18 protein-coding genes are annotated in these 22,117 nt (G+C 53.1%); all 18 read right to left on the bottom strand.

The annotated features are described in order from the left end of the window. Positions 1 to 9 precede the first annotated feature (9 nt). The 18 genes from ACR0QW_RS02335 to dapG all read right to left on the bottom strand — a co-directional run bounded on the left by ACR0QW_RS02335 (position 10) and on the right by dapG (position 22,086). Positions 10 to 1,629 carry a DEAD/DEAH box helicase gene (locus ACR0QW_RS02335; protein ID WP_432642119.1) on the bottom strand — a complete coding sequence of 540 codons (1,620 nt, stop codon included), beginning with the start codon at positions 1,627 to 1,629 and terminating at the stop codon, positions 10 to 12. 33 nt (positions 1,630 to 1,662) lie between these two features. Continuing rightward, positions 1,663 to 2,907, bottom strand: coding sequence for a competence/damage-inducible protein A (locus tag ACR0QW_RS02330; protein WP_432642118.1), 1,245 nt, complete (start codon positions 2,905 to 2,907; stop codon positions 1,663 to 1,665). A 7-nt stretch (positions 2,908 to 2,914) separates the two neighbouring features. Further along, entirely contained in the window at positions 2,915 to 4,243 is a 1,329-nt protein-coding gene (gene rimO, locus ACR0QW_RS02325) for a 30S ribosomal protein S12 methylthiotransferase RimO (protein ID WP_432642117.1), read from the bottom strand. A 23-nt stretch (positions 4,244 to 4,266) separates the two neighbouring features. Then, complete coding sequence (locus ACR0QW_RS02320; RefSeq protein ID WP_432642116.1) at positions 4,267 to 5,754, bottom strand: RodZ domain-containing protein; 1,488 nt, start codon at positions 5,752 to 5,754, stop codon at positions 4,267 to 4,269. Between the two features lie 28 nt (positions 5,755 to 5,782). Then, on the bottom strand, positions 5,783 to 8,113 hold the full coding sequence (locus ACR0QW_RS02315; protein WP_432642115.1) for a DNA translocase FtsK 4TM domain-containing protein: 2,331 nt from the start codon (positions 8,111 to 8,113) through the stop codon (positions 5,783 to 5,785). 36 nt (positions 8,114 to 8,149) lie between these two features. Then, positions 8,150 to 9,793, bottom strand: a complete 1,644-nt coding sequence (locus ACR0QW_RS02310) for a ribonuclease J (RefSeq protein ID WP_432642138.1) — start codon at positions 9,791 to 9,793, stop codon at positions 8,150 to 8,152. A 305-nt stretch (positions 9,794 to 10,098) separates the two neighbouring features. After that, positions 10,099 to 11,076: a TAXI family TRAP transporter solute-binding subunit gene (locus ACR0QW_RS02305; protein ID WP_432642114.1), complete on the bottom strand. Its 978-nt coding sequence runs from the start codon at positions 11,074 to 11,076 to the stop codon at positions 10,099 to 10,101. A gap of 30 nt (positions 11,077 to 11,106) precedes the next feature. Beyond that, on the bottom strand, positions 11,107 to 12,024 hold the full coding sequence (locus ACR0QW_RS02300; protein ID WP_432642113.1) for an NAD-dependent epimerase/dehydratase family protein: 918 nt from the start codon (positions 12,022 to 12,024) through the stop codon (positions 11,107 to 11,109). Then, on the bottom strand, positions 12,021 to 13,025 hold the full coding sequence (locus ACR0QW_RS02295; RefSeq protein ID WP_432642112.1) for a lysylphosphatidylglycerol synthase transmembrane domain-containing protein: 1,005 nt from the start codon (positions 13,023 to 13,025) through the stop codon (positions 12,021 to 12,023). Before ACR0QW_RS02295 ends, ACR0QW_RS02300 begins: the two co-directional genes overlap by 4 nt. A gap of 123 nt (positions 13,026 to 13,148) precedes the next feature. Then, positions 13,149 to 14,096, bottom strand: coding sequence for a ribonuclease HIII (rnhC, locus tag ACR0QW_RS02290; RefSeq protein WP_432642111.1), 948 nt, complete (start codon positions 14,094 to 14,096; stop codon positions 13,149 to 13,151). Next, on the bottom strand, positions 14,093 to 14,986 hold the full coding sequence (locus ACR0QW_RS02285) for an Asp23/Gls24 family envelope stress response protein (protein ID WP_432642110.1): 894 nt from the start codon (positions 14,984 to 14,986) through the stop codon (positions 14,093 to 14,095). The genes rnhC and ACR0QW_RS02285 overlap by 4 nt, the downstream gene beginning before the upstream one ends. Before the next feature lie 13 nt (positions 14,987 to 14,999). Continuing rightward, positions 15,000 to 15,890, bottom strand: coding sequence for a PHP domain-containing protein (locus ACR0QW_RS02280; protein ID WP_432642109.1), 891 nt, complete (start codon positions 15,888 to 15,890; stop codon positions 15,000 to 15,002). 47 nt (positions 15,891 to 15,937) lie between these two features. Beyond that, positions 15,938 to 17,149: an MFS transporter gene (locus ACR0QW_RS02275; protein ID WP_432642108.1), complete on the bottom strand. Its 1,212-nt coding sequence runs from the start codon at positions 17,147 to 17,149 to the stop codon at positions 15,938 to 15,940. 140 nt (positions 17,150 to 17,289) lie between these two features. Then, the gene (locus ACR0QW_RS02270; protein WP_432642107.1) at positions 17,290 to 18,219 is read right to left on the bottom strand and encodes a LysR family transcriptional regulator; all 930 of its coding nucleotides are present in this window, start codon (positions 18,217 to 18,219) and stop codon (positions 17,290 to 17,292) included. Between the two features lie 225 nt (positions 18,220 to 18,444). Continuing rightward, the gene (gene fucO, locus ACR0QW_RS02265) at positions 18,445 to 19,590 is read right to left on the bottom strand and encodes a lactaldehyde reductase (RefSeq protein WP_432642106.1); all 1,146 of its coding nucleotides are present in this window, start codon (positions 19,588 to 19,590) and stop codon (positions 18,445 to 18,447) included. Positions 19,591 to 19,623: 33 nt separating this feature from the next. Then, a complete protein-coding gene (locus tag ACR0QW_RS02260; protein WP_432642105.1) occupies positions 19,624 to 19,845 on the bottom strand; it encodes a TetR/AcrR family transcriptional regulator in 222 nt (73 codons plus the stop codon). 115 nt (positions 19,846 to 19,960) lie between these two features. Beyond that, a complete protein-coding gene (dapA, locus tag ACR0QW_RS02255; protein ID WP_432642104.1) occupies positions 19,961 to 20,860 on the bottom strand; it encodes a 4-hydroxy-tetrahydrodipicolinate synthase in 900 nt (299 codons plus the stop codon). After that, complete coding sequence (gene dapG, locus ACR0QW_RS02250; RefSeq protein ID WP_432642103.1) at positions 20,857 to 22,086, bottom strand: aspartate kinase; 1,230 nt, start codon at positions 22,084 to 22,086, stop codon at positions 20,857 to 20,859. Before dapG ends, dapA begins: the two co-directional genes overlap by 4 nt. Positions 22,087 to 22,117: the final 31 nt, after the last annotated feature.

Below are 22,117 nucleotides of genomic sequence, written 5' to 3'. Positions count from 1 at the left end.
CCTTGTCGATTACACTCGTGCTTTGGCAGGTTCCATATTCACCCGGCAGCCCCGAATGGTGTTCCGGTGCATCACTGCCAGGACTTTTTCCGCATATTCCATGGGAACTTCTACAAAACTGAATTTGTCGTAGATGCTGATCCGACCAATGCTGCGAGCCGGAATCTCCGCTTCAATGGCAATGCTTTGGACGATATCCCGCACTGTCACCCGGGAAGAACGGCCGATGTTCAGGAACAGCCGTACCATACCCGGTTTGGCACCGGTATTGGCCAGGGCATCAGGCAGAGCACCTTCCTCCTGGGGTTCTTCCAGGGCCTTGGCGCCTTCCTGCATGAATTTCAGGGCTGCAGCAGCAATATCCTGGATATCGTAATCTTTTTCCAGGGTTTCCACAATGGGCAGATAGTCCTGATACCGATCCTGTTCCAGGATGGTCTGCATTTTGGAAACAATCTGTTCCCGCTGCCGTTCCAGCACGCTGGCGTCGGTAGGCAGAGTTCCCCGGATGATCCGGGTTTTGATGCTCCGTTCAATCAGCTTCAGCTGACGGAATTCCCGGGGCGTGATGAAGGTCAGGGCAACGCCGCTATTGCCGGCACGGCCTGTACGGCCAATCCGATGTACGTAGCTTTCGCTGTCGCTGGGTACGTCAAAATTTACCACATGGGTGATATTATCGATATCCAAGCCTCTGGCAGCTACATCCGTAGCCACCAGGATATCCACCTGGCCGTTGCGGAACTTCTTCATGACCCGATCCCGCTGGTTCTGGCTCAGATCCCCGTGGAGCCCTTCAGCCTCATAACCCCGGGTAGCCAGGGCGATGACCAGTTCATCAACGCCTTTCTTGGTGCGGCAGAAAATAATCATCTTGCAGTCATCAGTGGTGTCCAGGATCCGGCACAGGCCATCCACCTTATCCCGGGTCTCATAATAGTACTGGTCGATGGTGGGCGCCGTCACCACTTCTTTGTGGATGGCCACCATCTTGGGAGTACGCATGTATTTCTTGCTGATGCTTAGGATGGGCCGGGGCATGGTGGCAGAGAACAGCATCGTCTGCCGTTCAGGCGGCACATTCCTGATGATGTTTTCCATGTCATCCACAAAACCCATATCCAGCATTTCATCAGCTTCATCCAGCACCAGGAAGTGCACGTATTCCAGGTCGATGGTACCCCGGCGGATATGATCAAGCAGACGGCCAGGAGTCCCGATGACCACCTGGATGCCCCGTTTCAGGCTGCGAATCTGCCGTTCAATGGGCTGACCGCCGTATACCGGAAGTACCCGTACCCGCTTGTTCTTACCGATTTTGGAAACTTCATCAGCCACCTGGATGCATAGTTCCCGGGTAGGACTCATGATCAGAGCCTGGATATGACGGTCTTTTTCATTGATTTTCTGGATAATGGGGATTCCGAAAGCAGCAGTCTTACCGGTACCAGTCTGTGCCTGACCGATCAGGTCATCTCCTTCCAGAGCCAGAGGGATAGCCCGTTTCTGGATGGGAGATGGTTCTTCGAAGCCCATTTCCTTCAGAGCACTCATGATTTTCTTATCCAGCTGGAGATCTTCAAAAGAAGTAATCTCCGGTGCTTTTTCTTCTTGTAACGTGTCAGTCATTCAATTCTCCTTTATTACGATACATATACGAATTTATAAATCCTTGACCCGGTCCATGGCCAGGCTCAAAGCATTCATGGCCGCCCGAAGCTTGATGGTAGTCCGGGAAGCCTTGAACCGGCATTCCAGTACATGGGTACCATTTTTATCGGCTGCACCCACATACACCAGCCCTACGGGCTGAGTAGGAGTACCACCGCCGGGACCAGCGATACCGGTGATGCTGATACCCAGGTCCGTGCCGATCCGCTTCCGGATTCCTTCCGCCATTTCCCGGCACGTCTGTTCGCTGACAGCCGTGTATTTGTCCAGGGTTTCCTGTTGCACGCCCAGCAGCCGGTGTTTCACGTCATTGGTATAAGAAACCACGGAACCCATCAGATATTCCGAACTGCCCGGCACGTCCGTCACCAGACTGGACGCCAGACCACCAGTGCAGGATTCTGCAAAGGCAATGGTCAGATGTTTTTCCTTCAGCCGCTTGCCCAGGGCTTCCGGCAGGGTTTCATAATCCACGCCGTAAATGTACTGGCCCAACACCGTCCGGATCTCGTCCTCGATGCCATGATTCATGGCTTCCGCCTTTTCCAGAGTATCACTCTTGGCCGTAATCCGGATGATGATCTCGCCTTTGCGGGCATAGAGTGCAATGGTGGGATTGGTCTGGGCCATGATGATTTGATCCAGCTTTTCTGCCACCATGGATTCCGTCAGGCCCCGCAGATGCAGCACTCGGGAATGGATGACTCCCTGGGCCGCATAGCTCTTGCGCAGGTAGGGCATCACCTGCTGGCCGAATACGTGGGTGGTCTCCGCCGGAGGACCGGGCAGCATAACGATCAGTTTGTGATCCAAAGTCCAGACCCCAATTCCCGGAGCCGTTCCCACTTCGTTGTTGAACACCACTGCACCCTGGGGAATCATGGCCTGCTTTTTATTATTCTCGGTCATGGTCACCTGGCGGGCGGCAAAATATTTCGTCAGCTTGTCCAGCCAGAACGCACTGGGTACCAGGGGCAGCCCCAGCTTCCTGGCCACCATTTCCTTGGTAATATCACCCCGGGTAGGCCCCAGGCCCCCGGTAGTAATGATGATATCCGCCCGTTTCAGGGCGATATCCAGTACTTCCAGCAGTCGGTCCCCATTGTCACCAATGGTAGTCTGATACAACACATTGAAACCGGCATCATTGAGCATCCGGGAGAGGTATTGGAAGTTGGTATTGACAATATCTCCCAGCAGCAGTTCCGTTCCGGTATTGATGACTTCCACTTTCACGGGAAATTCACTCCTTTACGATCTGTCCCACTGCTTCATAAGTGAAACCCTGGCTGATGCGGACTTTTACAAAGTCCCCCGCCTTCAGATTTCCTGCCTGTTCCACATAAATCTTGCCATCGATATCCGGGGCTTCCGCATAACTGCGGCCTACGGCCAGGTTCGAGTCTTCCTCGTCCTTGCCCTCGATTAACACTTCCAGCTCACGTCCTTCCCGTTCCTGCTGGATTTCTTCCGAAATCTGAGCCTGAAGACTCATGAGGGTATGATACCGGTCCTGCTTGGTCTCATCGGGAATCTGATTGGGCATGGCCCCGGCTTCCGTGCCGTCTTCCTGACTGTAGGTAAACACGCCGGCACACTGGAACCGTTCTTTTTCCACGAAATCCAGCAGTTCCTGAAACTGTTCATCTGTCTCCCCGGGGAAGCCTACAATGAACGTGGTCCGCAGGCAGATGTCCGGCATGCGCTTGCGCAGCTTGGCCAGGAGTTCCTCCACCTGTTCCCGGGTATCCCGGCGGTGCATAGTCTTCAGCAGGCTGTTGCTGGCATGCTGAAGTGGCAGATCCACATAATGGCATACCTTCTTGCAGGTAGCCATGGTTTCAATCAGTTCATCGGTAAAAGAATCTGGATAACAGTACAGGATACGGATCCACTTCAAATCGGGAATCTGGTCCAGGTCTTTCAGCAAATCGGCCAGGCGCAGTTTGTGGTACAGATCGATGCCATACTGGGTGGTATCCTGGGCTACCAGGATCAACTCCCGGACGCCCTGGCTCACCAGATCGCGGGCTTCCTGCAGCACCTCTTCATAAGGACGGCTGCGGTACGGGCCCCGGATTTTGGGGATGGCACAGTAAGAACACCGGTTATTGCATCCTTCGGCGATCTTCAGATATGCCGTATACCTGGGGGTGGTCAGTACCCGTTTTGTTTTCTGGGTATATTTCTGAGGCGGTTTCAGCAGGATGAACCGCTCACCGGCTTCCACCCGGTCGATGACGCTGCCAATCTGGTCATAACATTCCGTGCCGATGATGGCATCTACCTCCGGCAGATCTTTGAACAGATCATCAGCATACCGCTGTCCCAGACACCCGGTAACGATTAGTTTTCGATGGACATCGTCTTTCTTGTATTCCGCCATCTGCAGGATCGTGTTAATGGATTCTGTCTTAGCGCTTTCGATGAAGCCACAGGTGTTCACGATAATCACATCCGCATGGGTAGGATCGTTGGTGATGATCCAGTGGCGCTTCTCGATGAGACCCATCATCACTTCCGAGTCCACCAGATTCTTGGGACACCCCAGGCTGACTACTCCGATTTCCAAGTCATTACTCCTTCCATTTCATCCTATTTTGCCTTGAAGGTACGGGTTACTACGCCCCATTCCCTCGAGCCATATGGCACTTCCTTGCCGTTGACCGTAATCGTCACGTCCCGGATACTGCCTACGTTTACAGATACACTTTTGCTGCCTTTATAGGTCCGGGTGGAACCCTTGGCGATGGTGGCGGCTTCCACCTGTTTGCCATCGATGGTTGTCTGGGTCCACACCGGCTTCTTATAGGTTACTACAACGGTGACGCCATTGCCTTTACCCAGGGTCTTTTCATCACCCTTGGCTTCTTCCTGTTTGGCCTTGGTTTCTTCGGCCTCTTTCTTGTTCTCCGGCGTTTTTTCCGAAGAATGGTCGGACTTCACCCCATCGGTGATGCTGTCCGTGGCCTTCAAATCCGGCGTTGTCTTGCCGCCGAACACAAAATAGGCCATTACCACTGTAAAGATAGCCAGGCACACAACGAACACACCAGTAAACACCTTGAAACTGAAAGCCGGAGCCTTGCTGCTGTTATCCGCCGAAGTAGCCCCGTATTCCTCGCCTTCTTCATCCTCAGGCACGGTTTCATACAGATTGTCATCGATGAATTTATGGATTCTGTCAAGAAAACCGCCCATCTTGGCCTTGCTGTCCGTCAGGGCTTCCTCCATATTTTCCTTGTTCAGGGCTTTTTCCATCTTCTTCAGGGCCTGTTTGGGCGAACCATGCTTCTTACCCTGTTCCGGAGCCACTGCAGCAGCCGCTTTGGATACAGTCTCCGGAGTCTTTTTTAGCTGTTCAGCCGATTTCTGGACCGGTTTGGCAATTGCTGTTTCCGTTTTTTTTGCATCTGCTTTCGGAGCAGCCGTCTTGACCTCCACTGTTTTTGCCATCTGGGATGCCACGGACGGTTGGAGTTCCGATTTGATTTCCTGTGTCGGCCTGGCAGAGGGCTTCACCGGCTTCATGATCCGGGTCTCTTCCATGGCCTGTTTTTCCGGGGCTTCCACCGGTGCTGCCGGTTGGGATTTCTCTTTATGGGGCTTATAGCCGTAGCCCACCGGTTCCATTTCCTTCAGGGCTGCCACTTTATCAAAAGGCTCCGTTTCCAGTTTGGCCGGCTCCGAATCTACCGATTCCACAGCATCCGCCGACTTGGTTTCCGGTTTGGAACTGTTCCGGGGTTCCATACTGTCCAAAGCCTGCCGCAGGATGATGGTATCCGTGCTCTTGGGAGCTTCGGAAGCTGGTGCAATATGGCCTGCATCCTCCAGGATTTTTTCTGGCTCACTCCCCGTGCGGTAGGCTTCCACCAGGCCATTACCATCCAGGCCCAGATAATTCCCGTAATTCCGCAGGAAACCGCGGATGAACACATCACCGGGGATTTTGTGGAAATCCCCATTCTCCAGGTCTTCCAGATAGGGTTCCCGGATTCCGGTATGTTCGGCAACCTGCTCCAGTGTCAGTTTTTTTTCTTCCCGGTGCTGCCGTAAATAGGTTCCAATTTTGTTTTTCATGGTTCGTCCTCTTTCTTAGCAGGATAAATTACAGTTCATCCCGGCCTTCTTCCTTCAGACCTTTGGTGAAGAACTTTTGTCGGATGGTAGTGGGGCTCATGAGCAGCGGCCGTGGTTTGCTGCCGTCCGCCGGCCCTACGATACCCCTTTCTTCCATGGCATCCACCAGTCGGGCTGCCCTGGTATACCCGATACGGAACTTGCGCTGGAGCATGGACGAGGACGCCTGATGGGCATCCATGACGGCTTCCACCGCATCCTCAAACAGCTCATCTTCTTCATCTTCGGAGTTTTCCTTCCTGCTGTCCTTCTCACCATTCAGCTCCTGGGTGGTCACTTCTTGATGATAGGTAGTAGGAATAGCCTCCGCTTTGATGAAATCGACAACCCGATTCAGTTCGTCATCCGCAATGTAGGCGCCCTGAACCCGGATGGGTTTGTTTTCGCCCGTTGGGAAGAAAAGCATATCTCCCTTCCCCAGGAGCTTTTCGGCACCGCTGGTATCCAGGATGGTCCGGCTGTCAATCTGGCTGGATACAGCAAACGCTATCCGGGACGGAATATTGGCCTTGATGGTCCCGGTCAATACGTCTACAGAGGGCCGCTGGGTCGCCAGTATCAGGTGGATCCCTGCAGCACGGGCTTTCTGAGCCAGACGCAGGATGGCATCTTCCACGTCCACCGCTGCCACCATCATCAAATCGGATAATTCGTCGATGATGACTACGATGAAGGGCAGTTTCTCGCCAGGCTGCACCAGCTTGTTGTAATCATCGATTTTCCGCACCTGGGTTTTGGCGAACAGGCTGTACCGCCGTTCCATTTCCACCACCGCCCAGTGCAGTGCGCTGGCCGCCTGCTTAGGCCCCGTAACTACAGGAGTCAACAGGTGGGGGATACCGTTATAATTGGTCAGTTCTACCACTTTGGGGTCTACCAGGATCAGCTTCACTTCATCAGGAGCCGCTTTATACAGCAGACTGCAGATGATGGTATTGATACACACACTCTTGCCGCTGCCGGTACTGCCGGCAATCAGCAGATGGGGCATCTTGGTCAGATCGGCCACCACCACATGGCCGGAAATATCCTTGCCCAGGCCAATGGCCAGCTTGCCCTTGGCGTTCTTCACTTCCGGACAATCCACGATGGATCGGAAGGAAACGGGCTGACTGGTCTTGGAAGGCACTTCAATGCCAATGGCCGCCTTGCCCGGAATGGGTTCAATCCGTACACTGGAAACCGCCAGTTTCAGGGCAATGTCCTCCGCCAGGTTCTGGATCTTATTCACCTTGACCCCAGGGGCCGGTTCCAGTTCATACCGGGTCACCGACGGTCCCTTGGTCACATTCACCAATGTAGCATTTACGCCGAAATCGTGGAGGGTTTGCTCGATCGTACCGCCCTGCTCCTCGATTTCCGCCTGGTAGTTCCGGGGATTCACGGGAGGATCCGGATTCAGCAGATCCAGCGGCGGGAATTCATAGGGAATCACTTCCCCTGTCTCCGCATTCTCAAGCCGGGTGGTCTGAGAATGCTGGGGCTTATCTTCTGCGGTCGGCTTCGGCTGTGCATCCTGGCTGTTTGTGATTGTAAACTTCCGCGGCGGTTCCACCGTATCCACCTGATCTTTCTGGAATTTCAGGAGCGGTGCATTCCCGGCCTTGTTCACCTTCTCTTTCAAGCGTTCAGCCAGAGTGATTTTCTTTTCTTCGGCAGCCTTGGGCTTATGGTAATTGCCGTCATCCTTTTCCTGGTCATAAAAAGCATTGTGACTGCGTTTTCGCTGATCCTGATATGCTTCCCATTTCTGCGCCACATTCTCGGCGCCTTCCTTCACTCCGTCACTGGCCGTCTGCAGAGGCGCCCGCAGGGAGAATTTACCGGACAGCACCATGGAATCCAGAGCCGAAGCAATCAGGAAAATCATCGCCCCGATCCGGCCCACCACCTTTGTTAAAACAAACACGATGGCGCCTCCCAGGAGGCCACCACCGGTCATCAGGTATTCAGGGATCAGTTCCTTGCCCTCCGGCACCTTATGCATATGCCACAGGCTCAGGACAGAAACAAGGAACAGCAGAAGAGTAAAGAACTTCTTGGAAAATCGCAGATGTTCGTGGTTCAGGATATAACCCAGTCCCAGAACCAGGACATACAGAGGGAACAGGAATGCTCCGATTCCCAGTGCAAACTTCAGCACTCTTTCCAGGAAAGCCCCGGCACTTCCCATAGGAAGTCCGACCAGAGCACAGAGCATCACAATGGCGAAAGCAGCCAGCAGGATGCCCAGCACTTCCCGGTTGAAGGTAAATTCGATTTTTTTGTTGTTCCTGCGAGTTCGTTCTTTTTTCTCCACGCTGTTCCCTTCCTGAAGATTTTAATTTTCGTACAATCAGATCTCCATGATCAGCGGAAGGATCATGGGACGCCGTCTGGTCTTGTCAAACAGATACCGGCCCAGGCTGTCCCGGACGGCACTCTTTAAAGCGGACCATTCAGTGATATTGTTTTCATGACATTTGTCCAAGGTGCTCAGGACGCGATCCCGGGCCCCTTCCATCAGTTCTTCGGACTCACGCACATACACAAAGCCACGAGATACGATATCCGGGCCAGCTGCAATCCGGTAAGTGCTGTGGTCGATGGTCACCACCACAATCAGGATCCCGTCCTGGGACAGCTGACGGCGGTCGCGCAGCACCACATTGCCAACGTCTCCCACACCCAGGCCATCAATCAGTACCCGGCCTGCGGTCACTTTACCAGAAATCCCGATGGAATCCCGGGTCAGATCCACAACGGAACCATTTTCAGCAATAACGATATTTTCCTTGGGCATGCCCAGCTGCATGGCCAGTTTCTTATGTTTCACCAGATGACGGTATTCGCCATGCACCGGCATGAAGAACTTGGGATGGATCAAACGGTGCATCAGCTTGATTTCTTCCTGGCTGGCGTGACCGGAAACGTGGATACCCTGTTCACGGCCGTACACCACTTCGGCACCCTGTTTGTACAGGTTGTCGATGGTCCGTGCCACGCCTTTCTCGTTGCCGGGAATGGGGGTAGCAGAAATGATCACTGTATCACCGGGCATAATGGATACTTTCCGGTGGTCATTGTTGCTCATGCGGGTCAGTGCACTCATCGGTTCGCCCTGACTGCCGGTGGTGATAATGGCAATCTGGCGGGGTGCATAGTTGCGACATTCATCGATATCGATCAATACACCCTGGGGAACCTTCAGATAACCCATTTCAATAGAGATGTTCACCACGTTCACCATGCTGCGGCCGATGACAGCCACCTTCCGGCGGGTCATGACGGCAGCATCGATTACCTGCTGGATCCGGTGCACGTTAGAAGAGAACGTTGCCACGATGACCCGGTTCTTGGCGGCACGGAACTGTTCGTCCAGGGTTTTGCCTACGCTCTTTTCACTGGGCGTATATCCGGTCCGTTCAATGTTGGTAGAATCGCTCATCAGCAGCAAGACACCCTTGCGGCCCACTTCGGCCAGTTTGGCATAATCTGCCACCTGACCGTCCACCGGGGTCTGGTCGAACTTATAGTCGCCTGTGTGTACAATCACGCCCACAGGAGTATGGATGGCCAGGGCAACCGCATCGGGAATACTGTGGTTGACCCGGATGAATTCCACTCGGAAGGCCCCGGTCCGGACGGTAGCACCCGGTTTCACCATTTTGCACTTGCTGTCGGATACGCCGTTTTCCTTCAGGCGTCCGGACAGGATACCCAAAGTCAGGGGCGTACCGTATACCGGTACGTCGAAATCCTTCATCACATAGGGCAATGCGCCGATATGGTCTTCATGGCCGTGGGTCAGAAAAATAGCCTTGAATTTCTCTTTATTTTCCTGCAGGAAAGTGGTATCCGGAATCACCAGATCCACGCCCAGCATATCATCATCGGGGAATGCCAGACCAGCATCCACCAGGATCATATCATTGCCGTACACAAAAGCGGTCATATTCTTGCCGATTTCACCCAGCCCGCCCAGGGGGATGATGGACAATTTTTTCTGTTCCCGCTTGTTTTCTCTCTTTTGTTCCCGTCTGGGTTCTCTCTTCTGCTGCCCTTTATTATTGTTATTGTTTTCTTCTTTCAAAGGGGCACCTCCTCTTTCTTTTCCTGAATTTGACATATAGAAATACTGGAGTATCTTTCGTCCATACTCCGCTTTCGAAACTATGTTTTCAATTCCCGTATCCCCTACGAATCCGAACGATTACCTCCGCTCCGGACCCTATAGGACTAGTCTCTTGTTCAACATTATACAAGTTTGACGCCTGTTTTGCAAATGAAGTTTTATCAAAATGGTCAAGAACTGACTTTCTGGTCTTTCTTAAATTGTTCGGCACCGGGTGCTAACGGCAGGTCCAGTCCCTTAAAGAACGATTGTTTTGGATCTGCCGGCAGGAATGGATACTTGCTGTGCAGTTCGCCCCAGTGGCTCCACACACGTCCCAGGAAGCTCCGGGCGTAATCGGCATCCAGCCGGTCCGTAGCCACAAGCAGGCAGTCCATGCCAACGCTGTTGCAGGGTTTGGTCTGGTTGGGATAAGTCCCGGCAGGGATCACTGTCTTCCGATACCGGGGATAGGCTTCCAGCAAGTCGTCCGCTGCCTGGCCCTCGATAGGAATCAGCATCAGCTGCCGCTGCCGAGCCAGCTCCTTAAAGGCCTGGTAGGGCAGCTCCGAGGTCACAAAAACTGCATCCACTGTACCTTCCTTCAAGGCTTTCACTTCATCTTCCACCGGCAGATACTGAATCCGTACTTCGTCTTCCGGGATTCCGGCAGCTTCCAGGATTTGACGGGCATCATAGGCAGACCCGGAACCGGCGGCTCCTACCGCCAGGGTACGGCCTCGCAGATCTTCCAGCTTCCGGATGCCTGTCACGTCATAGGTAACGATCTGCACTGTCTCCGGATACAGTACCCCCAGCACCTGGAGATTCTCCTTTGCCTGCCCTGCATACCGGTCCGTACCGATGATAGCCGCATAGGCCACATCACTCTGGATGAAAGCCAGATCTGCCCGGCCCTGGGCCAGCAGTTCCACATTAGCCACCGAACCGGAACCACCCGTTTCTTTCAGCTGAGGCTGTTTGCCATCTCCATTCAGCAGCGCTGCCAAATCCGTTCCCAGGCTGCCATAGGCTCCGTTATTTTGACCGCCTGCCAGCACCAGTTCCTTTGAGAGCTTATTCCCCCGGGTCTGTTCTTTACCCTGGCCACCGCACCCTGCCATACATAAAAAAAGCAGGGCCAGAACCAAAAGGAGCAGTTTCTTCATAGCCATTCCTCCCTGTTCTCCCTACCTCTTTTATTTTTGAAAATAAGCCAGGGTCTTCCGCAGCCCCGCTTCCAGGTCCGTATACTCCCTCATGCCCAAGATTTCCACCAGGGCTTTGTGACTCAGTACGGAAGCATAGATATCCCCCGGCCGCACCGGTCCATGCTGCACATCCATGGACCGGCCCAGGATTTTTTCCAGGATGGCGATCAGCTGGTTCAGTGATACTTCTTTATTGGTAGAAACATTCAAGGTGGCGCAGCCATTGTAACCGATTCCAGCAGAAATAGCCCGTGCCAGGTCGCCTGCATAGATGAAATCCCGGGTCTGATTGCCATCTCCGAAGATGGTCACTGGTTTGCCCTGGGCAATTTTCCGGGCAAAGATGGAAATCACGCCGCCCTCGCCGGTCTCACCCTGCCGCTCGCCGTATACATTGGCAAAACGGAAGATGATGTGCTTCAAACCGAAGCACCGGCTGTACATACGGATATAGTCCTCCCCCACCACTTTGGAGAGTCCATAGAAGGACGTAGGGGCCGAAATTTCCGTTTCCTTCAGGGGCAGGTTCTGGTTATCTCCGTAGATAGCCGCACTGGAAGAAAAGATGAACTGTTCCACCCCACTTTTCCGACAGCCTTCCAGCACATGGACGATACCCGTCACGTTCAGATCCTCATCCGCTTCCGGATACTCCATGGAATAAGGTACCAGGGTCTGGGCCGCCAGATGGACCACCGTCTGGAATTTTTCCCGGGCCATAAAATCCCACAGCTCCCGGGAACGGATATCCAGCAGCTGGAACCGTGCTCCTTCCGGTACATGGCTGCGTCTTCCGGTAGACAGATTGTCCAAAACCACTACTTCACAATCACCTTTGGCCAGCAGGGCCGGCACCACATGGGAGCCGATGAACCCTGCTCCCCCTGTAACCAGGATCTTTCTCATGAATCCATTCCCCTCCGATCACGGATTTTGTTCAAAATATCGAGTCCGAAGCATTTAATGGTAACAACGGCGCCAATGGTGAACGGAATATATTCACAGAAGAAACGCCACAGTACAGCCAGTACCCCGGATACCCCCGGCGGCAGCAGGGAATTGAACAGCATCAAAAAGCCCCCTTCGGCCACACCGCTGCCACCGGGCGTCGGGGTAAAATACAGGATCAGGTTGATCAGGCACATCCGCCCCATGATAATGTGCAGGGGCAGTTCGATGCCAAAAGCCTTGATGAACACAGGTACTACAGAATAAATGAAGAGCAGGCTGATGCCGGATTCAAGGAAAGCCCGGAATACCTGCCTCGGGTTATCCTTCAGCATGAACATAGCCTGCTGGAAGTCCCGATAACCCAGAAAGATGGCTTCCTGCACCCGGGGGGAGAAGCGCCTGCTGAACCGAACCAGCCATTTTTCTACCCGGCCGCCCATCACCAGCCGCCACAGCAGCCAGGGGGCGCAGATGAAGAACGCACACACCAGGGCAATCACACTGGTGGGCATCCAGTCCACCAGTGCCGGATCAAAGAAAAACACGATGGGCATCATCAGGAACAGGAACAGGATGGAGAATACGGTCCGCACAATGACGATCAGCGTAGATTTCGCCACCGGAACTCCGGCCCGCTTCATGAACATGAGCATGGCAATGCCGCCACCGCCCTGGCCGGGGGTAATTAAAGCCAGGAAGTAGTTGCTGAACACCGCATAGAAGATATGGGCATAATCCATCTTCTCCCCGGAAATCCGGGTCAAGGTAATCAGCCGCGTGGCGTCAAAGAACAATCCAATGGATAGCGTCCCCAGGGCCAGTAAAGCGTAATACCACTTGAAGGTGGTCAGATATTCCAAGGCTCGTACATCAAAAGTAAAGTAAATAACGCCTGCTGACACGAGTACGATGACGACGAACAGAACGCACAGCACGCGAAAAAGATTTTTATTCATAAATAATAACCTGCCAGTATGTTATATTAGGGAAATGCTCCCTGTTTCTACCAATCGAGTACATATATTTTATATTATAGCATATGGAAGTGATAAAAAGGTAAACAATCAGTAAATCAATGGTTACAGCTTCCGACTGTTGGCAAAATGCAGTTTTACAAACTGGTTCAGTGCTTCCTGCCCCTGCTCCTTCACGATGCGCCGTGCTGCCGCTGTGGCCTTGGCCCCGCCCCCTTTGGGCAGTTCGAATCCGGCTTTTTGGGTCAGTCCGTCCATGATGCCCACAAAGGCATCCCGGGCCAGGATGGAAGCCGCGGCCACCGCCATATCCGCTTCCGCCCGGGGCTGCTGGTACACATGAAGACCGGGGAATGCCTGTTCCAGGGTACTGGTGATTCTGTTATGCCTGGTGAACTGATCCACCAGAGCAAAGTGGCACTCCGGTACCTGCTGCAGTACCTTCCCCAGCGCATGGATATGTCCGCTGGCCAGCAGATGGTTCAAGTTCATTTTCTGCTCCTTCAGCTGCTGATACCGCTGGTTATAGAATTGAGGCTTCAGCACCAGGGTCGTATGAGCCAGGGCCGTTTCCCGGATCTTTGCGGACAGCTGGTGGATTTTGTCGTCCGTCAGGGCTTTGCTGTCACACACACCCCAGCCTGCGAACTTCGCCGCAGTACTTTCATCTACGCACACTGCTGCCACTGCCAGAGGACCAAAATAATCTCCCTTGCCGCTTTCATCGCTGCCGCACCACAGGCCGTCGAACCCATTTTTCCCCTTGAGCAGGCAGCCTTGATGGAAAGGATTTTCCGGCAGAGTCTCCGCTTCTTCCGGAGCCTGGTCCAGTGCCGCCTTACAGGCATGCAAAAGGGGCGTCTCCTTGCCGCCCCATACGGTTTTCAGTCCTTTTTTCCCGTTATACAGGGAAAGAGTCACAGAAAAAGATGCCTTTTTCACCTTTAACTGCTGTCCATAGTTGATTTTCTTCTGTTCTACCGGTTCATCCGTCAAAAGCTGGAGTTTTTCCTTGACCAGACTCACATACTGGTCGAAATCATAAGGGGTCATGCCCCGGTTTCCTCCTTTTGTCCCTCCGCCGGCTCTTCCTGCGTCTCCAGATTCTTCGGAATGTCCGGAGGCCGCACCGTCAGGCTGCGGATGGAAACATCGATATTTTTCACAGGCATGCTGGTCATGCCTTCCACTTTCAGTTTGATTTTGGTCTGCAGGGCCTTCACCACTTCATAGATAGGCGCCCCGAAGAACAGGACGATTTCCAGATAGATGGTCATCCCCTTGCTGGTATCCGAAGGCCGGCGCACCTTGATATTGGTGATCCGATCCACTTCCCTGTTTTTCTTCACCACGATGCGCACAATATCGCTGACCACGTAATCCGATACAGTGATTTTGCCGTAGTAGCTGAATGCGGGGCGCACGATGGATTTCTCCGGCAGAGCGTGATGTTTTTTGTTCCGTGAAAACAGCCGGTGAGGCAAATCCACCAATACCCCCGAAAGATGCGGTTTCAACTCGATGGTGGGTACCGGCACCACATGCTTGCCTTCCTTGATGCGCATCTCCCGTGCCTTTTTCATCTCCCGAGTGGTGGAAATATCCTGGATATACACTGTTTCTGAAGGTGCGGGAATCTGCAACCGTTTGCAGATGGTCCGTACCATCTTGTCCGATGTACCGATCACCAGCAGGTTCTGGATGTCACTCTGGGCCAGGGCCTCCCGTACTGTCTGACAATGGTCCTTTTCCATGAAGATGGCCCGCTTCACCGCCTGCACTTTATTCTGTTCCGTCTTTGCACTGGTGCCGGCCAGGATCTTAGTTCCCTCGATCAGGAGCCCATCATCGATGATGCCGTCACAGCCGTGGTCATGGGCCACTCCGATGGCCCGGAAGCTCTTTCCAGTACCACTGGGCCCCACAAAGGCTACAACTTTCATAGTAACACCTGCTTTATGCGTTAATGATTCCTGCTACATTCTCGTACTGCACTGGAAATTCACCCAGGTGCATGGGAAATCGTCCCTTGTTGCCGTGGAGATCACTGCCGCCGCTGGGGAACAGATGGTGGTTCTTTGCCACCTGCAGCCAGTCACAGGGCGGATTTTCCTTCAATACGGAAGGATGCCACACTTCCATGCCGTCAAAAGGCACACTGTCCAGTATTTTTTCCACCAGAACCGGATTTTCGATTTCCGCTGGATGAGCCAGTACCGCAATGCCTCCGGCCTGATGGATCAATGCAACGGCCTCCCCGGGGCTCATCTTTACCTGCCGGTAGTAAGCCGGTTTGCCCGCACCCAGCAATACATCGAACACTGACTGCACCGTGGGAAACAGGCCCTTCTTCACCAGCACCCGGGCAATGTGTGGACGGCCCAGGCTCCTGGCCCCATTGGCCTCTTCCTGCACCTCCTGGAAGGTAATGGAATAACCCAAAGAAGCAATCCTGTCCACCATTTTCTCCGCACGGCCGATCCGGTTCACCCGGTTCCAGCGCAGGGCCTGCAGGAATTCCTGGTTCGTGGAATTAAAATGGTAACCCAGTACATGGATATCCTTCCCTTTGTAATCCGTGTCCATTTCCACACCCCGCAGCAGCTTCAGCCCCAGATGGCGGAAATGGATCATTCGTTCAGCCCGGTCATAGGCCTGGATGTTGTCATGGTCTGTGATGGCGATGCAGCCCATGCCCGCAGCCCGGGCCTGGGTCACAATCTGTTCCGGGGTATAGACCCCATCCGAAAATGTGGTATGGATATGTAAATCAGCCAGCATGGTATCTTCCTCCGTATTCACTACAGTCTGATTATACCATACAGAACAGGAGGTGTGAAAAAACATTTTTCACACCTCCTGCATTCTCTACATCATTTTATTCAAGAAACGTTTCACGCTTCTTCCAGGACTTCTTTCTCCTCATCATCCTTAGCCTTCCGGCGCCGGGCGTATAACAGGTAATACAGAGCAGCACACCCGATGGCACCCATGCCTACAGTGGAATAGATACCCTGGAAGCCCAGACTCTCTTTGAATGCGCCCAGGATATAAGGACCTACACCCAGCCCCAGGTCCAGCATCACGAAGTAGGTGGAAACGGCCACGCCGATCCGTACTTCTTCTACCAGTTTCACGCAGATGGCCTGCCCGTTGGACATAAAAGTTCCATAGCCCAGGCCCACAAACACGCCAGCCAGGAGCATTTCCCAACTCTGGGTGGTGAAAGACAGTACCAGGAGGCCAATGGCCAGGCAGGCATAGGTAGGATACATGACAAAGTCCTCCCCCTTCCGGTCAAACATGACGCCGGCAATGGGCCGAACCACGGTAATGGACAGGGCATAAACCACAAAGAACAGGGTCCCTGCAGTCATAAGCTTCAATTCAGCCGCATAGGTGGCCAGGAAGCTCAGCACGCTGGAATAGCACACGGCCACAAAGAAACCCACGATGGAAATCCCCATGACCCGGGGTTCCAGGAAGTTAGACAGAGAAATCTGTTTCAGAGCAGCCCGATGTTCCTCGGTCAGCTGGATTTCGTCCACTTTCATCACAAAAGCGGCAGCCAGGCAAACCAGCACCATGGCAATGGAGAACATGATGATCACGCTGAAGGGAAACATCTGCTGCAGGAGCATTCCGATAAAAGGTCCGATGGCTGCAGCCAGGCTCATGCTCAGGGCATAGTAGTTGATGCCTTCCCCCCGGCGCTCCGCCGGAATCATAGCGGACACAATGGTGCTGGTGGCAGTGGAAGCAACACCGTAGCCCACTCCGTTCAGCAGCCTCACCCCGTACATCATGGGCAAAGAATCCACCAGAAAATACATACAGGTAGTCATCAGGTAGAATAGGATGCCGGCATACAGCATCTTCTTGCGGCCATACAGTTCCACGGACCGACCGGCGAACAGTCGGGCTACCAGAGTACCCAGCACGAACAGCCCGGAAGCCAGGCCAGCTTCACTGACCGAAGCATTCAGGGAATGGATAGCCTCAGAAGCGATGATGACCATCAGCATGTAATAAATGATGTAGATCAGAAAATTGACCAGGGTATCCAGAACGAAGCCCTTAGTCCACAGACGGGGTTTGGCAGTCATAAAACGGATCAGCGACCTTTCTTTTCAGAGTTTTACGGTTCTTCGGATATGTTTTGATTATACGAGGCCGCTGTCCTTTTGTGTAGCGGATAAAAAAGATGCCTGTTATCGCAAAAAACGATAACAGGCATCCCATCACTTCAAACGATGGATTTTCTGTTCCCGGACCGAAAACTGGCCAGTACCTGTTCCACATAAGCCTGGATCAGCTCTGCCTTGGGATTGTTCTTCCGATAGATCAGGAATCCTTCTGCCTTCAGCGGATCCTGCAGCTGGTGACAGCCTTCCTGGTATCCCAGGGTCTTCAACAACCGCTCAGGCAGCAAGGCTCCGGCTTCGTTCTGCTGGCAGTAGTGAATAATGGCATAAGGAGTGGAAAGCCGGGCATAGATCTGGGGTTCCAGGGGCGTTCCCGCAAAATACCGGTGATAGATTTCGTTCATATAATAACTGGCAGGATACAGCACCAGAGGATAGTGCAGAAGCTGCTCCCGGGTCAGAGGGCTCTCCCCCACCTGCAGTAACGGTGCATAGTATACCAGGTTGTCCGTACAGAAATGGACCATAGTAAAATCCGATGGTTTGGCCTTTCTGGGCAGGCTTTCTTTTACGAAATAGGTGGAAACCACGTCCAGCCGCCCTTCCGTCAGTGCCTGATGGATTTGGTAGGTGGCATAGTCAAACACATTGAACCGCAGCTGGGGGAACTCCTGGCGAAAATGAGCAATGTGCCGGTTCATATGGATATCCCCCAAAGAGCGCAGAATGCCCACGTTCAGCTCCACAGGCTGCACTTCCGCTGTAAGCCGGGTTTCGTAGATGATCTTCCGCAGGCCGTCCATCCAGCCGGTAATCCGGGACAGGAACAGCCGCCCTTCCTCCGTCAGCTGGCTCCCCCGTTTGGACCGCTGGATCAAAGTGACCCCCAGAGTAGTCTCCAGACGCTTGATCTGGGCGCTGAAGGCAGACTGGGTAATATGGGCCTCCTGGGCCGCCCGGGCAAAGTTGCCCACCCGTCCGTAGATGATAAAACATTCCAGCTGTGCAATGGTCGGTAATGATTCAGGCATAAATGGTCACTCCGTGGATAATAGGATAAATTTATTATAGCAGAAAACCGGCTGAGTGAGCAGTGACTGGTGGTTAGTGATTATAGAGAAAAGGAGCTGTGAAAAATGGATTCACAGCTCCTTCCTCTTGCCGGCGCAAGCTGGCTTCCATCGGCTGCTGGTAACTAGCGGCCTGGAGACCAGTGACGGCTTTTATGTGTGAAATTTTGATTGTTTTGCAGCAGCTTACATCAGTTTGCGGAACATTTCAATGACCTGTTCCCTGGTAGCTTCTCTTGGATTACCAGGGTAGCAGGCATCGGCCAGGGCATCGGCAGCCAGCTGATCCAGGTCTTCTTCCCGGATTTTTTCATTCTTTTCAGGGATTCCCACATCTTTGGACAGTTTCCGGACAGCGGCGATGGCAGCATCCCGGTATTCTTCCTGGGTCATGTCATCCACGCCTTCCACACCCATGGCCTTGGCAATGGGTTTGTATTTCTCACCGGTGTATTCTTTGTTGAATTCCATGGAAATCGGCAGCAGCATCGCACATGCTACACCGTGGGGAGTATCATAGTGAGCAGACAGGGTGTGCGCCATGGAATGATCAATACCCAACCCTACGTTAGAGAAGCCCATACCGGCAATATACTGGGCCAGAGCCATGCCTTCCCGGCCTTCTTTGGTGTTGGCCACAGCACCCCGCAGATTTTCTGCAATCAGACGGATGGCTTCGATGTGGAACATGTCAGTCATTTCCCAGGCAGCCTTGGTCGTGTATCCTTCGATGGCATGGGTCAGGGCATCCATGCCGGTAGAAGCGGTCAGGCCCTTGGGCATGCTGGACATCATGTCCGGATCCACCACTGCTACGACAGGCATGTCGTGGGGATCCACACATACAAATTTCCGTTCTTTTTCTACGTCAGTGATTACATAGTTGATGGTCACTTCTGCAGCAGTACCGGCCGTAGTGGGGACAGCAATGATGGGTACGCAGGGATTCTTGGTGGGAGCACAGCCTTCCAGGCTCCGTACATCAGCGAACTCCGGATTGGCGATGATGATGCCGATGGCCTTGGAAGTATCCATGGAAGAACCGCCGCCGATGGCTACGATGCAGTCAGCCCCGGATTTTTTGAAGGCTTCCACCCCATGCTGTACATTGGCGATAGTAGGATTGGGTTTGATATCAGAGTAGATTTCATAGGAAATCCTGGCTGCATCCAGCAGATCGGTGACTCTGCTGGTCACATGGAATTTTACCAGATCCGGGTCGGAAGCCACGAATGCTTTTTTGTAGCCGCGGTTCTGCATTTCCGTGACGATTTCGCTGATGGCACCACTGCCGTGATATGAAGTTCCGTTCAAAGAGATTCTGTTGACCATGAAAAGCTCCCCTTTCTTCCTGTGACAAAAAATTCAATTTTCCATCCTATATAGTTCCATTCTAGAAAAGAAAGAGTAGTCCTGCAACAGGTCATACTTATCCAGGAAATGATGATAAAAAGTCTGGCGTGAAACACCTGCCTCAGCGGTAATTTCCTTGATGGTGATATCCTCCAGCCCATGCCGGGCCATGCAGCGTTTCATGGCCTCCGCCAGCCGTAATCTGCCTGAATCCCCAGTGTGTTTGCCGTCCATAGGTGTGCCTCCTGTTCTGTATCAAGCTGCTGGGTATATTGTAACAAAGAATGAAAATGGGTGCAAAAAATCACCGATGGCGATTCTTCACCATCGGTGTATGACATTCTTTTTCTTATTTCAGCAATCCGCTGTCCTTCCAGGCTTTTGTTACCCTGGCCCGTTCTTCATCAGTCATGGGGCACATAGGCAGACGGTACGGTCCTGCATTGAAGGGGGTCATCTTCGTAATGGCTTCCTTCACAGGAATGGGGTTGCTCACCAGGAACATACTGCGGGCCTGGGGGACCATCACTTTGTTCAGTTCCCGTGCTTTTTGCACATCACCCTTCTCGTAGCTCTGCATCAGATCCTGCAGCAGCTGACCATTCACATTGCTGAGTACGGAAATCAGGCCTACAGCCCCTACACTCATGAACGGCAGAATCAGTCCGTCATCTCCGCTGTAGATGGAGAAATCTTCCGGGCACAGACGGTACAAATCGGCTACCTGGGCTACGCTGCCGCTTGCTTCCTTGACGGCCACGATATTCTTGCACTCCCTGGCCAGACGGGCCACGGTGGGCGGCAGGATGTTGGAGCCGGTACGGCCCGGTACGTTGTAGATTACAATGGGGAGCCTGGTGTGCTCAGCAATGGTCTTGTAATGGCGATAGAAACCTTCCTGAGAAGGCTTATTGTAATAGGGTCCTACAACCAAAACGCCATCGGCACCCACCTTTTCAGCCAGTTCATTCATCTTCAGTACATCAGCGGTGTTATTGGAACCGGTGCCTACGATGACTTTGCCTCTATGGTTCACTTTGGCAATGACTTTGGTGAACAGTTCTTCTTTTTCTTCATAGGTCATGGTAGGAGCTTCACCGCTGGTGCCGCTGACCAGAATGGCATCAGAGCCATGATCCAGCAGCCAGGAAGCAAAGTCCGCCGTACCGTCCGCATTCAAAGATCCGTCTTCATGGAAGAAAGTCACCATGGCGGTAATCAGACGGCCAAAATAGGGTTTGTTGTTCATGCCTTTTCACCTTCCTGAGTTTGGAACGCCGTATGCAGGGCATTCACGGCTTCTTTTACCTGGTTTTCCCGTACAATAGCGGAAATCAGATTGTCAGAATCCGTGGTCTGCAGGATTTCGATGCCGGCCTTAGCCAGGGCATTGATGAACTTGGCCATAATGCCGGGCACCCCACCCATATGGGACCCTACTACAGTTACTTTTGAGCAGTTTTCGACTTTTGTATAGTTGCAGTTTTCCTGTTTCAGTACCCTTTCAGCGTCAGCAGTGGCTGCACTGTACACTGCGAACATCAGGGAATGAGGCTGCAGGCTCATGGTCCCGATGCTAACGCCATTCTTGGCCAGGGTATCGAACAGTTCGGCCCCGTTCTGGGTATCCAGGGATACGGAGAAAAAGGCAATATTGTTCTTGCTTGCCACGCCGCAGGCATGGTTGCTTTCCAGGGTATCTCCCTCTTCCATTTCCTTGGGCTGGTCTTCCTTGCTGATCAAGGTTCCGGGGGCATCAGAGAACGTGCTCTTTACCACCATGGGCACACCGTATCGCATAACGATTTCCACCGCTCTGGGATGGATGACCTTGGCGCCCTGATGAGCCATTCCACGGATTTCATCATAAGAAATCTGTTTGATGATGTGGGCATCTTTCACGATCCGGGGATCGGCGGTCATGACGCCATCCACATCGGTGTAAATTTCCACTTTATCTGCATGGACAGCCACCCCGAAGGCTGCAGCAGAAGTATCGCTGCCGCCCCGGCCCAGGGTAGTGATGTTCTTATGGTCCGGCGTAACGCCCTGGAACCCGCAGACCACAGGAATGATTCCCTGTTCCACAAGTTCCAGCAGGTTATCCGGTTCCACGGTGCGGATCTTGGCATTACCGTATTCTTCGTCGGTAATCATACCGGCCTGACCGCCTGTCAGGGCTTTGGCCTTCAGGCCGTGTTCCTGCAGAGTGGAAGCCATCACCGTAGAGGAGATGATTTCCCCGCAGGCCATCAGCAGATCCAGTTCATGAGGCGCCGGATTGGGGTTCACGCTCTTGAGCATATCGATCATGGTATCAGTAGCAAAGGGATCCCCTCTGCGGCCCATGGCGGATACCACCACAATGGGGGCATACCCCTGATCAATGGCTTCCTGGACTTTTCCTACGACTTTTTCCCGGGTTACGGGCGTAGCTACGGAAGTTCCTCCGAATTTTTGTACAATGATTTTCATCTAGGTCAGGCTCCCCTCTCAAATTCCTGCG

Source organism: Acidaminococcus sp. (assembly GCF_050873445.1).
In the GTDB taxonomy this organism is placed as follows: domain Bacteria; phylum Bacillota; class Negativicutes; order Acidaminococcales; family Acidaminococcaceae; genus Acidaminococcus.
This window is presented reverse-complemented; position numbering and strand designations above follow the sequence as displayed.

Coding starts and splice junctions, on each gene's coding strand:
- ACR0QW_RS02335 (WP_432642119.1), bottom strand. CDS start 1,629: ATGACTGACACGTTACAAGAAGAAAAAGCACCGGAGATTACTTCTTTT.
- ACR0QW_RS02320 (WP_432642116.1), bottom strand. CDS start 5,754: ATGAAAAACAAAATTGGAACCTATTTACGGCAGCACCGGGAAGAAAAA.
- ACR0QW_RS02305 (WP_432642114.1), bottom strand. CDS start 11,076: ATGAAGAAACTGCTCCTTTTGGTTCTGGCCCTGCTTTTTTTATGTATG.
- ACR0QW_RS02300 (WP_432642113.1), bottom strand. CDS start 12,024: ATGAGAAAGATCCTGGTTACAGGGGGAGCAGGGTTCATCGGCTCCCAT.
- ACR0QW_RS02295 (WP_432642112.1), bottom strand. CDS start 13,025: ATGAATAAAAATCTTTTTCGCGTGCTGTGCGTTCTGTTCGTCGTCATC.
- rnhC (WP_432642111.1), bottom strand. CDS start 14,096: ATGACCCCTTATGATTTCGACCAGTATGTGAGTCTGGTCAAGGAAAAA.
- ACR0QW_RS02285 (WP_432642110.1), bottom strand. CDS start 14,986: ATGAAAGTTGTAGCCTTTGTGGGGCCCAGTGGTACTGGAAAGAGCTTC.
- ACR0QW_RS02280 (WP_432642109.1), bottom strand. CDS start 15,890: ATGTTTTTTCACACCTCCTGTTCTGTATGGTATAATCAGACTGTAGTG.
- ACR0QW_RS02275 (WP_432642108.1), bottom strand. CDS start 17,149: ATGACTGCCAAACCCCGTCTGTGGACTAAGGGCTTCGTTCTGGATACC.
- ACR0QW_RS02270 (WP_432642107.1), bottom strand. CDS start 18,219: ATGCCTGAATCATTACCGACCATTGCACAGCTGGAATGTTTTATCATC.
- fucO (WP_432642106.1), bottom strand. CDS start 19,590: ATGGTCAACAGAATCTCTTTGAACGGAACTTCATATCACGGCAGTGGT.
- ACR0QW_RS02260 (WP_432642105.1), bottom strand. CDS start 19,845: ATGGACGGCAAACACACTGGGGATTCAGGCAGATTACGGCTGGCGGAG.
- dapA (WP_432642104.1), bottom strand. CDS start 20,860: ATGAACAACAAACCCTATTTTGGCCGTCTGATTACCGCCATGGTGACT.
- dapG (WP_432642103.1), bottom strand. CDS start 22,086: ATGAAAATCATTGTACAAAAATTCGGAGGAACTTCCGTAGCTACGCCC.